Origin of the sequence: Periweissella cryptocerci, from assembly GCF_004358325.1 — a bacterium.
GTDB lineage: Bacteria > Bacillota > Bacilli > Lactobacillales > Lactobacillaceae > Periweissella > Periweissella cryptocerci.
Genome location: NZ_CP037940.1, coordinates 1,618,769 through 1,633,327, shown reverse-complemented (window position 1 = coordinate 1,633,327; position 14,559 = coordinate 1,618,769). Strand labels below are relative to the sequence as shown.

The following is a 14,559-nucleotide window of genomic DNA, read 5'->3' as shown; positions in this document are numbered from 1 at the left end:
GTGAATTCTTAGACGGAGTTGGCCGAAAAACGCTACACCACCGCTCAACTCAATCGAGCTAGCGGATTGTATTCAGTTTTAACTGCTTAGTCCTTAATCCGTGTTTCCGCTTCATGACTGTTTATTTTGGATTTCCGGTAAGTTAGCGTTAATAGTGCCGGCAAAACTAACGGTAAGAGAATTCCCAATAATATTAAACCAGTCATAATCGCCAACGCAATTTGACTCAACGTCATTACCCCAGCCGGTAACATTGCGGCAAACGTTGCGCCTAAAATCAAGATTGCTGCTTCGACCACAATCCCAATCGTCCGTGCGCCACCCGCAAGTCCGCTCAATTGCCAACCGTTATTATGCCAATGTTTTAGATAAAATAAGCTGTAATCAACACCGAGCGATAACAACATTACAAAAACCAAAAACGGTGTCGTCCACGTCAAACTGGTTTGCCCCAAGACTTGGGAAGTTAACCAATTTGTGATTACTAAAGTTAACCGATAAATTAATAATAACAAGCCCAAAATATAGACTGGTTGCAACAATGATTGCGTTGCAAAAATCAAAACAATTCCGATACCAATCAGCATAATTAACATCGTGCGTTGCATGTCAGCGCGCGAAATGTGGCGTAAATCATGTGTGGTTGCGGTACCACCACCCATCGCAATTTTGGTTTGCGCCAACGGGGTTCCGAGTAACGTTCCCTTGGTAATCGTTTGTAATTGATCAAATATTTTCATGGCTTGTGGTGAACTAGCATCGACCGTCAAGATGACTAGTAACTTGGCTGTTTTTCGGTTGGGTGCTAAATAATTATTCAGTGCTGGTTGGAATTTTGGATTCCGCATCATTGTTTTAGGTACATAGAACGTTTGGCCAGCTGGTGATTTTTCAAGTTCAGCTAAATAACCATTTAAACTTTTAATCCCTGTCTTTAAGCCAGCTAAACCCGTTTTAGATTTATCCAACTGATCTTGCAGTTTAGCTTGTTCGCCGGGCAAGGTTTCCACTTTAGCAGCCAATTCTTGATTACCCGCACTGACTTTTTGGGCGCCCTTTGACAATTCATTGATTGGGGCTACTAATGCGTTCGCCTTATCGACTAATTCATCCGTCATCGTCGGTGCATCTTTACCTAGCTTCGTCTGCAAGGTTTCCAGATACATCGAGAGCAATGCGTATTGGGGCTCATCCAAATCCTTCTGGTGCTTTTTCAAATACTTCGCCATTTTTTTAACTGTGGCGTTTGCTTCGTTTAATGACGTGGCAACTTTCTTAGTACCCTTCGCTACCTTGGCACTCCCGTCAGATAACTTATCAATCGCCTTTACTTGCCGGGCAATGTCTTGTTGCTTCAATTGGGTCTGCGTCTGATCAACCCCAGCTTGTAAATCTGCGACCCCTTGATTAGCTTGGGATAAATTTTTGGAAACCGCTCGTAACTGATTACCAATATACAATTCTGCGACAGGCTGCCCATACGGTTGTGTCACGCTCGCAACGGTTTGAACCCCACTAATGTGATTTATTTTGCTCGTTAATTCATCTAATATTTGCAAATTAGCTTGCGTATCCAAGCGTTGATTACTAGCCAAATAAATTGTCGTTGGGCTAATCATTCCAGCCGGATAATGCTTTTTAATAACCATTAACCCTTGCTTAGCTGGCTGGTGATCACTCACTTCAAGTGCGGTATTGTAGTCGACACTTTGTTTAGGCGCCAATGCCAAACCACCAAATAACCCCAAGACCACAATCAAGGTTGCGACTGGCCGATTAATACTAATTTTCGCTAAGGTTCCCCAAACGCGACTATTGGTCTGCTTTTGCTTTAACTCACGGCGTGGCCAAAATAATTTGCTACCCAAGAGCCCCATAAACGCCGGCGTCAGGGTCATCAAGACTGTTAAGAGCACCAAAATACTCAAAGCAACGCCGACGACTGATTGATATGGTGCAAATTTGGCAAATGCTAGCGATGCCATCCCGACAAATACTGCCATGCCACTCAATAACATGGTCCGACCCGCTTGTCGATAAGTTTGCTTAATTGCTACCGCCAACGGCTTAGTTTCCAGCTGCTTTTTAAAGTTTGTATACAGCAAAATGTTGTAGTCAGTCCCGATACCATATAAAACGACTACCATTAAGACAAATGTAAAATTGGAGAATGGTATCCATCCGGCCAAAACCATTTTTAAAACCAGCCACTTGGAAACCGCGACACTAATCCCAACACTGGCTAATGTCGTTAATGGAATAATTGGACTCTTAAAAACCAGTACTAACATAACTAAAATAATTGCAATCGCAATCAATTCTGTGTGCTGTAAACCGGCGCGAATCTCTTGTGCTAGGGTCTGATTAAGAATACTTGATCCCGTCAAATACACATGCAAGCCACTAATATTAAGTGCCTTATTCAACTTACCGACGTCCGCATTTCGTTGGAGCGTTACTTGAACCAATTGGGTTGAGCCATCAGTGGCGACCAATTCACGTTCGGCAGCTTCCGATGTTTTTGCACTAACAATCGTATCAATACCGTATTGTTTCCGCTGTTTATTCAAGTTTGTAACTTTTTTAGCTATTTTATCACTTTGGATTTTTGTAAGCTTTTTATTTCCGTTATTGAAGACAACGATTGCCTGTCTTCCCTGAATTTTATGCTTATTTTTAGTTTGGCTATTCCAGTCTGACTGAATCTTCTGCGCCTGCGCTGTCGTGTAACTTGCCGGTAACTTAATGGTCTGATTTTGGCTGACGGCTTGCTTGGTACTAGGCATCGTGAAAAAAACTAAGCCCAAAATTACTACCCAAATCAACCCTAAAATACTCCACCGTATTTTCCCATTTTTCATACTTCTTTGCCCAATAATAATCCTATCCCTCTTCTTTCCTGACACTAACTTCCCCAGTATACTCGGATTGTTGCTCCTATTCTAACATAAGCACTTGCGAATTGATTTAAAAAACTGGTCAATCTCAAAGCCTTGCATTTCCATCCTGTTAACCACTGCCAAAATTGCATTATTCATTCAAAATCTTCCGACTTACGTCACCAATACCACGGCCAAAAAAGCGAGTGAACCCTTGATACTACTAACTTTCCACCATTTGCCGGGTTCCCAGCACATGGGTTTCCAGCAGACGGGTTTCCAGCACATGGATTTCCATCAAATGGGTTCCCAGCACATGGGTTTCCGGCAACTACTAAGTACTAATTAATAAAGGACTAACTAACAAATCATCAAAAAACCAAAACGCGGATGACGATGATGATAAAAGTATATGACAACGTGTATGCGCGCGGGCGAGGGACTGGCTCGTCAGTAGCGGTGTGCAAAAAATTGGCAAATTTGAAAAAAAGGTGTCACAATTTTCAGAGATGAATTGACTGTATAGATATACGGCAAAATAAGTGGTGTGACTTTGGCTGCCGAAATAATAGATAAATACCGAAAAATCATCAATAAAAGGGTTCCCCTATACCCTACACTGTTAGTGAAGAAAGCCGCTAACTTTTTCTCCTGCTCTTCGTGAGGATGAAGTAAAACGATAGACAAATCTAAAATAGAATTATGTACAAAGCAAAAAGGACATAGCAAATGTCCCAGCTCCATTTTAATTATCTTCTTTCTCGCAAGCAGATATTATCTACTTCATGTTAATTTTTTCGTATACTACAAGTTTTGGTTGTACGCGTAGCAGGAAAATATTTCCTATCTTAATTGATTTTTACAAATCTAATTCTTTCAATTTTTCACGAATGCTCCGTGTTTCCGCACCACTATCACCATTTGCATCTTTGGGCGAAAATCGTACAGAAATATTATGCCCATCAATTTCGCGGTAAGTATCTCGCAACAAATCGTAAACTTTTTGTCGATTTTTTTGTGAAAACTGTTCTCCATCACCATTTGCTTCATGAGAAATGAATGTAGAAAAATAAACTGCCAATGGATTTTCATGCCGATTCATTTGTGAATAAACCACGCGTTCATTGTATTGCGGTTCATGGTTATTCATATGCAACCCGCTATTAATTTTTTCAAAAAAATTGGCAACTTTGAAAGTTCCATTCTTCAAAGCGTTACTAATTTGAAAGAAGTCTCTAAACTCAGTCAACTTATTCCCCAAGAATGTTGGGAATTCATAGTTGCCTGTTAATACCATTTTATATTCTTCGTTATCTGGCCGAATAAATAACAAATTCGGTTGTTTATCTTTAGCAGCTACATTAAAAATCACTCCATATCGAATCCCTTCAACGTTGGTTTCTAATGTGGCAATCGTTAGGTGATTTGAATCCATCGTTTCTTTAATTCCTGTTAACATCTTAAACTTGAACAACATTATTTTCTCCTTTTCTATCAATTTGAAACTTTTAATAACAAAGATGGTAATCGGATTCGAACCGACGATCAAGGTTTTGCAGACCCATGCCTTACCACTTGGCTATACCATCATAAGGCGCCTACCACACCTCAAATATTTCACATCACCGTCTTAATCGCTTTGTAAGGACAACGTTAGTTAAAATCAACCCAAACACAATACACGTAAACACTGTGATTAAGAATGTTATTACCTGTGTTGCACTCATTCCAAATAATTCCTTCGAATGAATACCTATCATCATTTGTGAAAACGGATAATATGTGACAACATTTTTGCTTAATAGCGCTACAACAAACCCACCAATCGATGCGGCAAAGCTCACCAGCACAGAAATGGCAAGACTATTCATCAGTAATGAAATTAGAAATTGTATTGCAATTATGGCCAATAAACCAATCCACCCCATAAACGTCCATCGGATAAATTGTGATACATTATGCATCCAGGGAAAGCGTAGAACCGCGCCAATAACTACGAATAATACTAGAAAAATTATTTGTGCAACTAACGTAATCAGCGAAAGGTAACAAAACTTAGCAATAATAATTTTCAAAGGTTTTAAAGGCAACTGTGCCATTCGTTCAAAGTTCTTATTGTCTATATCAACCTTACAAATTAAAGCAACAACAATTGCCGTGAACAGTGGGATAAAAATTTGTGATGAAAACACTGTACCTTCACTCCACAAAGCTAACCATTGGCTATGTTCAGCTTTAAAAACTCCCGCATTCATAACATAAAGTATTGTTCCAAATAATAACCCGACAACTTCGCCAATCAATAACATCCCCATTGAAAAACTATGCTTCATTTTTTTTGCTTCAATTCTTATCAGTTCTAACATCCTTTATCCTCTCATAGTTCTTCTTGATTTAACTTGCGCTATTACAAATAATGCAAAACCAACGAGGCACACAACAACTAAATTAACAAATATATCTGGCTTAATAACCAACAGTCTCCCAACCATTCGAACGGGCGTGAGCAGTCCGATATATTGAATTGGGAGTAGTCGTGTAACCCTATCTGAAATCATCCCACTGGTAACTAACGACATGAAGGTTCCTACTAACCCAATAGTAATACCGATTGCTTGTTTTTTTAAAAAGAACGAAAGCAATAATTGGAACACATACATCGTAAATGATGCTAGGCAGAGAGAAAATAACGTAATACCCAGCAAATGGCCGTTGAATGAAATATGATACACTTCAGCTATTTTTTTCAAAAGCACATATTGCAAAGCAATACTTACTAAAATAACAATTAATCCCACTGCTGCTTTCGCGTTAAATAATTTTTGCCTATTTTCATTATTAATAGTTAGTACATTAAACATTCTATTTTCATGTTCTGGGGCAGATAATCGTGAAGCCAGAATCGATAGAAATAACGGCATAAATACTCCGTTTACAACCATAAATTCCATCAATACATATTCCTGATTAAATGAAAAAGTACGCTGAGTCATATTTGCAGTCTTCATGATGGCCATAAAAAACCATAAACAATTAACTAGAAAAATAACTATTAACGGAATGAACATGTGTTGGCGCTTCATTTTAAAAAATTCTAACTGTAAATACTTCATCTCTACGCCTCTTTCGTCAATTTTAAAAAGACCTCTTCCAGTGATTCATGGTGCACGTTCAGACCGTAAACACCAACCCCCTCTGAGACTAATAAACTATTCATATCGATTACATTACCTCGCTCAATATTTGATGAGATAATCGCATCATCTTCCCGCTTTACATCAAAACCACCTTGATCTAGTAGTTCATAACCTTTTTCTAAATTATCGACTTTAATTTCCAAACAATCGGCTGCCTTTAATTCATCCAATGCCCCCTGGAATTTTAAGGTTCCATTCTGGATGATACCTATGCGATTTGCCATTTTATCAACCTCGGATAAAATGTGACTTGATATCATCACCGTCATTCCGTACTTTGCTGGTAATGACTTAATTGTTTCTCGAATTTCACGAACTCCGTCAGGATCCAAACCATTAGTTGGCTCATCCAATATCAATAACTTAGGAAATTTAACCAATGCTAACGCAATTCCTAACCGTTGCTTCATTCCAAGCGAATAATTCTTCGCTAATTTTTTAGCATTATCATTCAACCCAACAATCTTTAAAGCTTCTGTTATATTCTCTTTTGGTAAATGAGCAAGTTTTTGAACAATCTCGAGATTTTCGTAACCCGATAAATTAGGATAGAATGACGGTTCTTCAATAAGCGCACCTACGTCACGTAAGTATTCATTTGACAAACTAATATCTTCGCCATCGAATACTTTAATCTCCCCCGCATTAGTTTGAATCAATCGCAATATTGCTTTCATTGTTGTAGATTTTCCTGCGCCATTCGGACCTAAAAAGCCATAAATATCCCCTTGTTGGACGACGATGCTCAAATTATTCAATACTTTTTTCCCACCGTACGATTTGGTTAAACCATCAATTTCAATTACATTATGCATATTTTTCACTTCCTTCTAAATTGGATATAAAGTTTCGATAATCTTTAGAACTTTGTAGAAGCATTTCCTTCGTTCCTACTTCAACCTGGTGTGTCCGTTGATTTACATAAATAATTTTGTCTACAAAATCAGTAACATCCATGTGATGGCTTATCATCACAATGGTTTTATTCGAATAATAGTCATTACGCAGAACATGTTCATACAGGTATTTTCTATTTTGATTATCTAAGCTGCTGAAAGCTTCATCCCAAAAAACTAGACTTGACTGATTCAACAAAGAGCGCGCAATCAACAATCGTTGTACTTGACCACCTGACAAATTTTTTCCCTGTTGAAATAACTGTGAGTCTAACTTCTTGGGTAATTTGTTAACAGCATCAAAAATATTTACATCACGCAATACTGCATTAACATCATCAAAACTCTCTTGCGTGATTTCATTATCAATTAAGTTATCAAGAACCGTCCCTTTGCTCATAGTCATATTTTGTAGTACTACACCGAGATTTTTTCTGAAATTTTTATCTCCGTATTCAACTATCCCCTCTACGGGTAGTAACCCCAAAAGAATTAACAACAGCGTACTTTTACCCGCACCAGAAGCTCCAACAATCGCAATTTTTTCACCTTTATTAATATCGAATGTAATATTTTGTAAAATATTATCTCTCGTTCCAGGATAATCATAGCTTACATTTCTAACCTGAATTGCTACTTCAGATTTTGTATCAGAATCAGTAATGAAACTATCTGACTTTGCTTTTACTTTTTCAAACATGTCAGCTAGTTTGTTACCATAAACATCTATATTTGATAAGTCGAACAATGCAGCTTGGACTTGAGACGTTGCCCCCATAAACATAGTTACGCCCGTTTGAAAAAGCACTAAATCAGCAATCGTTAAGCTATTCTTGGAAACTAGGTACATTCCAAAAGTGATTAATAATGTTACATTTACAAAAGTAAAAAATTGACTAAAAAAATTGGCAAATGAATCAATTTTTAATAAGCCGTTATATGCTACTTGCGTATTCCAACTACTGTTTTTCCAACGTTGAACACTTTTATTCTCAAAATTTTGAGCTTTTATTTGATCAATTGATACCAAGTCTTCTTGCATGGTTTCCGATAAATTAATTAAGTTTTGAATATATTCAGAATTAGACGCAATACGTCTCTTGTATATAAGAATATTCACCACCCCATATAAAAATGTAACTATTAATGCTACCAACGATAGTTGAGGCGAAATAAGAATCAAATATCCAAACAGTACAAACACTGACAAAAAGTTAATCATTGCCGGGATTATATTAAACAACATACTGTCACGAATTGATGTACGTAAATTCATTTTTTCCAACACGGCTCCGGGAGTATTATTCCTGAAGTACATCAATGGTCGGCTAAATATCCCCTCAAAAAGCTTAGTGGTTACTTTCTCCTCAAACTTATAATTGGTATTGATTTGCGCAGTCCGTTCAAACAGATATCCAATAAAGCGACCTAGACAAAGAGCTAACACCATCGCAATGATTGAAATAATTGGAAACTGATTACTTAATATCTGTTTTATTAAAATTGAAAATCCAATAGTACTTAATTGTATCAACCCTAACGAAATTAAATACTGAATTGAATTCTTACCCTTAAATGCATTTAGTAAATATGGATAAAACTCATTTATTTTTTGCCGCTTAATAAAGTTACTCGTGTTTTTTAATAATATAACGTATCCGCTGTACCCCTTCTCAAAATCGCCGTATGAAACCTTTCGACGTCCATAATTCGGATCAACAATCGAAACACATTTTTTTTGTATGTTTTCTACCACTACAAAGTGATTATCTTCCCACTGAATAATGAACGGGGCATTAAGGCGACGAAACACCAAAATTATTTTATCCATCCCTCCTTTATATGCTCCCATTTTCAAACCGTATTTCGTGTTTAATTTTTTTAGAAATTCAACCGATAATCCATCCGGCGGGATTAAATCTTGATCATATAATTGATAAATAGGTACATTTGCCCCATAAAATGACAAAATCATAGAATAGCAAGCTAATAAGCAGTCTTGATTATTATTTTGTAATACAACTTTCAAAATACTCCTCCTTACAGCTTGAGTGATAATATCGACTCTGTATCAGAGCTAATTGTATCAATGCCTAATAAAATACCCGAAATACCAGTGAAAAGGCCATATGAGAAATAATGTGTACCTAATCCACAAATCCAACCTTTTTCCAATCCAAACTCACATACAACGTTCATATGGTGTTTCACAATACTCTTAATTTTTTCATTATCAACGTACCTTGCAAAATCATTCAGGGCAACTAAACTTCCCATCACCCCATGACATAATGAAAAATTCTCCAACTGTAACCCAATGTTCAACAAATTTCTTGTTGCTAACCAACATTCATCTTCTACATTCAAACGTTGTTCAGCGTTTAAACAGTGCATTTCATCATCAATTTGTACCCAAATTAGCCGGGCTTCTAAGATTCCTGCGGCACCATGGCACCAATATGGTGATTCGCGTTTGTCACTCTTGCGTAAATCTTTCCATCCCAAGTCTGTCTTAAACTGTTTTTCAAAATTCCATCCACACAGAAACGCATTGAAGTACTTTAATTCAGCAGTTAACTTGTACATAATCAGAAGCGCAGAAAGAATACCACTGTTTCCATGAGCAAAACTGGGATTAACTAGCGTTGAACCATCACGCGCTTGCCAGTATTCCGTATCACCCTTAATAATTCCATTCTTCAATAAAATGTTTCCCAACCCATTTAATTCATCCATATAATCCGACAAATCATCTACATTTTTGTAGATTGCAATTATTTGGCCAGCATATCCCGCTATCACATCATCGTAAAGAATTCTTGTTGAATGAACAGTATCTTGCAAACATCGCTTAATTGGTTCTTTTTCTGATTGATTACAATTCAAAACTTTTTCAATATTTTGGATGATCAACAATTGTCCAAGCCGTCCATTAAATAGTGAATAGTCACTTTCCTGGGTATCATTTTTTAGAGTGCATACAACTTGTTCTAATAACTTCTTTAATTTCACTGAATGACTCTCTTGGTATGCTTGTAACAATGGTAGCGCAAAACCAGCGACACCATTGTACAAACTATTATCAGAAACTTGAAATTCAAATTCATCCAATTCACCTACGGTTAAGTTCATCCAATTCACCGTATTATCATCACCAACTACCGCATTATCAATGATAATTTTCAACAACGCTGCTTTAGCAGTATCAAGCCGGCTTTCATCATTTACAACATGTTTCGAGTTGTCATATCTATTAAACTTAGTACCGTCATATCGAAGTTTTTCCATACTGGTGATTGAAAAATCAATCATAGTTAATTGCTCAGCACAATCATACAAACTCATTTTATTAATGACTTTCTTAAAATTTGTGAACAAAGACTGCCCAGTCGAATATACCACTTGATTAAAAATGTCATATACGTTATTTGAATCACACCTTTGATAAAAAAATGGAACACTTAGCATATCCAATTGTGCAATTTCAGAATCAATAACAGTTTCACTTTCAAGAGCCGGATATGTTCTTAATTTGTTAAATAGTGCTGCCCGCTTTGAGCTGAATGTTGGTGACTGTGCTGCTTGTAATAAAGTTCCATATTCCATCGTATTTCTTATTAACACCCTTGATTTTATCGCTTTGGATGGCAACTCAGCCCATTCAATAAAACTTTGTTTGTTATCGAAAATACTAAAGTAAACGTTTTGGAATCCTAGTTTGATTGATTGTAAATAATCACTTGGCAGAATTGGTATGTTATCGTACGACGGCAAGTGATCCGTGTTCTTTGTCCTAACCACTTTACGCACAAAATGCAAATCATCTCGGCCCGCATTTTCCAACACCCGCTGTTTTGTTGTAAAAGTTCCACCCATAAATGCGCTTGTATCACCACCAAAATTTTTATTTTCGTTTTTGATTGGTAATAATCCCGTACCCGTGACAGAATTTACAATTCGTTCATTCACACGAACTTGCGCATTATTTAACAATTGAGGCGTCAGCAACGATTCAGAAAAAATTACTTCTTTATCTATTAATACAGGAAAATCACTTTGACTTACTAAATTTTCAAAATGCAAATCTGACAGTCCCAAAATATATGCAATTGCAGTTAATTGACCTAGCCGTTGATAGTATTGAAATGCATCATTTTTGGATTTTAAATCACTGTGTGAAACATATTCCATCCACCCATAACAATCCTTATCCAGCGCTTTTAACTTATAATTTTCTAGCACCTTCGTACTATTACGCTCCGCAAACTCTAATACCCCATTGACAAAAATTTCGTTAGCAATTGATTTTGGTTTGTAGACAAACCTTTGCTTATCCGTAAGTTCAACTATTGCAACACCTTGTCCGCCATGCAGATCACCTTCAATACGAACACTCTTGATAGGCTCAATACGAGATATTACACCGTCTCGTTGTAATTCAATTTGATCTTGCTCATATAGTTTCATGATGTTCTTTATTTCATTGCTATACTGCTTAATATCATTTTGTAAATCACTTACTAGAATTGGAAATAATTCCCCCAACCGTTTGGCAGACTTACCGGTGTCAATGTAACGAGTAATGTAATCTTGATACCTCTCCTGCGGAGTATCTCCAATCAACTGACCGTTCAACCGCGCCTCATTTACCAAATAAACAAGTGGTCGTCCTAAATCATTGATTACGAGCTCTACACATCTATTACTCGAAATTAATTCCTCATTAATTTTCCAATCAATCTGCTTCATGGCGATATATTTTTTTGCAAACTGTTGGAATAATTTGATTTCTGCTTTATTTTCAATCAATTTTCGTCGTCCCCCATTGCCCTCGTATGGACTTACATTAACTCCAAAAGGTAATTATGCCTAATTGATTGAAAAACACCAAAATACGCTCCATTGTGGTACATTGATGATTAAAGTAAAATATATTGTGTTTAAAGTTATTAATTCATGGGGGAATTTTTTTATGATAATAATGTTACTTATTGTAGTTGTGTCAGTTCTAAATATCGGTTCCACAATAACACAGCAGAATCTTTTGACATTCCGAACTGCAACAACAACATTGCTTGTTGTAAGTAATGGCTTAATATACTCATTTTTCCCGTTATCGCATTCAAATAGCATTTTAGAAATTGCATTTTCAATCATCACAATTTGTATTATTTTAGTAACCCATAGAAAGAATATGCTGCTGACTTATCTTGTTGGTCTAGCACTATTTGTACTTTTATTTATCGGTTACATCATTTTACTAAATAGCATGAGTCTTCCCATCTTGTCTTCACAAGCACTACTACCCGTGTTCTTTCTATTCGTAAATATTATTACCCTAATTTTACGAATAGTGATTAACAAGAAGGCCCAAAATAAAAATATTAAACAATTTTGGCAAACACACACCAATTTATTTTTATGTATTTTTTCAATTTTTCTTGTCGCAATTCCAATTACGAGCACTACTATTCACAATTCTATTAAATCGTTGGGCTTTTCTACAGTTGGCTTAGTAATGCTATTATTTTTTGCACTTACAATGCTAGTTAGTACCATCGTGATTACTCGCTATCAGCACGCAATTGAACAAGAACAAACGCGTTTTCACGTAGAACAAGTTAAAGATTTAAACAATTACGTTAATTCAATCCGTGCTAGCCGGCATGACTATAACTCCCATATCAATACAATTAATCAATTAGTTAAATTAAGGCAATACAACGAGTTAGAGGCATATCTCCGTTCATTAATAATCGATAATGCATCTATTAATGCCATAGCTAGTTTAAAATATCCCGAATTAAGCGCATTATTATTTAATCACCAGGTAATCGCTAAAGAAAATAACATAAATTTGAATATATATTATAATTCGAATTTATCAACGCTACCTATTGACTTGTATGACTTAAGTCGATTACTCAATAACCTCATGTCAAATGCAATAGAGGCAGCAAGTAACTCACAAGACAGGAAAGTCACAGTACATTTTTCGTTTGACGAAAAACAATTTAATATTCAAGTATTAAATTCTGGTTCAATTCCAGACAAGTTACAAACCAACATTTTAAAGCCCGGGATAACCTCGAAAGTTAACAAAACTGAGCATGGGTACGGGATGTATATAATAGATAAAATAACAAGCACTTACAATGGAACTCTTACTATTACAGTTCCTAATACCGATATGGTTATGATACAAGTTGAACTACCAATTAAATGAAATAGGGGCATAAACGATGCACACAAAATTAAATACAATAATTATTGACGATGACGATATTAGTATTAAATCGCTTACCACGCTCTTGGCCTTCTATAATAACGTTAATGTATTAAACACTTTTAATTCATTTAGTTCAGCATGGCAATACATCAAAGAAAATTATGAAAACATCGATGTATTATTCCTAGATATTATTCTCACAAACGAAAATGGCGTTGCAATCGGCAAAAAAATCAAGGAACATTATCCACAAATAAACCTTGTTTTCTGCACATCAGATCCTTCGTTTGCACTTGATGCATATGATACAGAACCGGTTGACTACATTACAAAACCCATTGATGCTGTGCGACTTCAAGATACTATTGAACGTTTAAACCATATAGTGGACCACAATGTTCCTATACTAAAATCTGAAAACGTAAAAATTGGTATTAAGGTGCAAAATGTTATCAACATGATTCCAGTAAATGAGATTGTTTCAATAAATAAATCTTTACGTAAAGTACGAATTAACTTAACTGACAACACTTCATTCACTACAAATGAAACCATGCAGGAATTATATGATAAATTGCATAACTTTGGTTTCATAACGATTACTCGCTCATCTTTAATTCCAATTAGCCGAATTGAAAAAATTGAATATGATCGAATTAAGCAAAATTATAAAGTGTTACTTTCAAACAACGAAGAAATTACAGGCATTTCAAAACGTAGATTAACAAATGTCAAAGAAGATTTAGCTTACTTCAATTGGATAATTTGATAATTCACTTTAAACCAAATTTTTGGTCTCGTTAAACCAACTTAAGTAATCTTCACGACACCTATCCCTAACTCTGGTCAATTTTACAGTCTGCTAAATAACAATTACTCTTAACTTGTTGATTAATTAGTGCAACGAAAGTTGTTAGAATTCAAAGAGAAGAAATCGAGGATATTACTATCATGAAGATGAACGAAGTAGCATTAACCGCATTGGATGAAGTTTCAGAATTAGAATTGAATGACATTCTTGGTGCCAAAGGTAAGGGTTCTGGTGTAATCAAGACTTTGACTCACGAATGTAAGATGAACACTTATCAAGCAATCTTAACTTGTTGTTAAGATTTTAGGGTGTGGGACAAGAGGTAGTTTGCAGCTTCGTATTTAGACCACCTGCTTTGACTAGCAGTCTCTAAAGCACGTTAACATGCTTACTTCAACACAGATAAATTAGACATATTTTACAGAGCGGACGTGTCGTGTCTCACCCACAAATATTTTCTCATTACATTAATTAATTTCAACATTACAGGCTTATCGAATGATAGGCCTTTTTCTGACTCACACAAAAAAAGCGCCGTCCCAAAATC

Annotated in this window: 10 protein-coding genes and 1 tRNA gene; 3 read left to right on the top strand and 8 right to left on the bottom strand. The window is 36.0% G+C overall.

Annotated elements, in window-relative coordinates; all coding sequences use genetic code 11:
- Positions 1–86: 86 nt before the first annotated feature.
- The 8 genes from EQG49_RS07365 to EQG49_RS07330 all read right to left on the bottom strand — a co-directional run bounded on the left by EQG49_RS07365 (position 87) and on the right by EQG49_RS07330 (position 11,781).
- Entirely contained in the window at positions 87–2,861 is a 2,775-nt protein-coding gene (locus EQG49_RS07365) for an MMPL family transporter (protein ID WP_133363370.1), read from the bottom strand.
- 877 nt (positions 2,862–3,738) lie between these two features.
- A complete protein-coding gene (locus tag EQG49_RS07360) occupies positions 3,739–4,356 on the bottom strand; it encodes a DUF6037 family protein (RefSeq protein WP_133363369.1) in 618 nt (205 codons plus the stop codon).
- Positions 4,357–4,397: 41 nt separating this feature from the next.
- Positions 4,398–4,468: transfer RNA gene (locus EQG49_RS07355), tRNA-Cys, on the bottom strand.
- Positions 4,469–4,501: 33 nt separating this feature from the next.
- A complete protein-coding gene (locus EQG49_RS07350; RefSeq protein WP_133363368.1) occupies positions 4,502–5,245 on the bottom strand; it encodes an ABC transporter permease in 744 nt (247 codons plus the stop codon).
- Positions 5,246–5,248: 3 nt separating this feature from the next.
- Positions 5,249–5,992, bottom strand: coding sequence for an ABC transporter permease (locus EQG49_RS07345; protein ID WP_133363367.1), 744 nt, complete (start codon positions 5,990–5,992; stop codon positions 5,249–5,251).
- A gap of 2 nt (positions 5,993–5,994) precedes the next feature.
- Positions 5,995–6,891, bottom strand: coding sequence for an ABC transporter ATP-binding protein (locus tag EQG49_RS07340; RefSeq protein ID WP_133363366.1), 897 nt, complete (start codon positions 6,889–6,891; stop codon positions 5,995–5,997).
- Positions 6,884–9,001, bottom strand: a complete 2,118-nt coding sequence (locus EQG49_RS07335; protein WP_133363365.1) for a peptidase domain-containing ABC transporter — start codon at positions 8,999–9,001, stop codon at positions 6,884–6,886. The genes EQG49_RS07340 and EQG49_RS07335 overlap by 8 nt, the downstream gene beginning before the upstream one ends.
- 11 nt (positions 9,002–9,012) lie before the next feature.
- Positions 9,013–11,781, bottom strand: a complete 2,769-nt coding sequence (locus EQG49_RS07330) for a type 2 lanthipeptide synthetase LanM family protein (protein ID WP_133363364.1) — start codon at positions 11,779–11,781, stop codon at positions 9,013–9,015.
- A 163-nt stretch (positions 11,782–11,944) separates the two neighbouring features.
- Between EQG49_RS07330 and EQG49_RS07325 the strand changes: the two genes are divergently transcribed.
- The 3 genes from EQG49_RS07325 to EQG49_RS07315 all read left to right on the top strand — a co-directional run bounded on the left by EQG49_RS07325 (position 11,945) and on the right by EQG49_RS07315 (position 14,311).
- Positions 11,945–13,198 (top strand): sensor histidine kinase, encoded by a 1,254-nt coding sequence (locus EQG49_RS07325; RefSeq protein ID WP_165964824.1) that lies wholly within the window; start codon positions 11,945–11,947, stop codon positions 13,196–13,198.
- A 16-nt stretch (positions 13,199–13,214) separates the two neighbouring features.
- Positions 13,215–13,970, top strand: coding sequence for a LytR/AlgR family response regulator transcription factor (locus tag EQG49_RS07320; RefSeq protein WP_133363362.1), 756 nt, complete (start codon positions 13,215–13,217; stop codon positions 13,968–13,970).
- A gap of 182 nt (positions 13,971–14,152) precedes the next feature.
- Positions 14,153–14,311 (top strand): lacticin 481 family lantibiotic, encoded by a 159-nt coding sequence (locus EQG49_RS07315; protein WP_133363361.1) that lies wholly within the window; start codon positions 14,153–14,155, stop codon positions 14,309–14,311.
- Positions 14,312–14,559 lie beyond the last annotated feature (248 nt).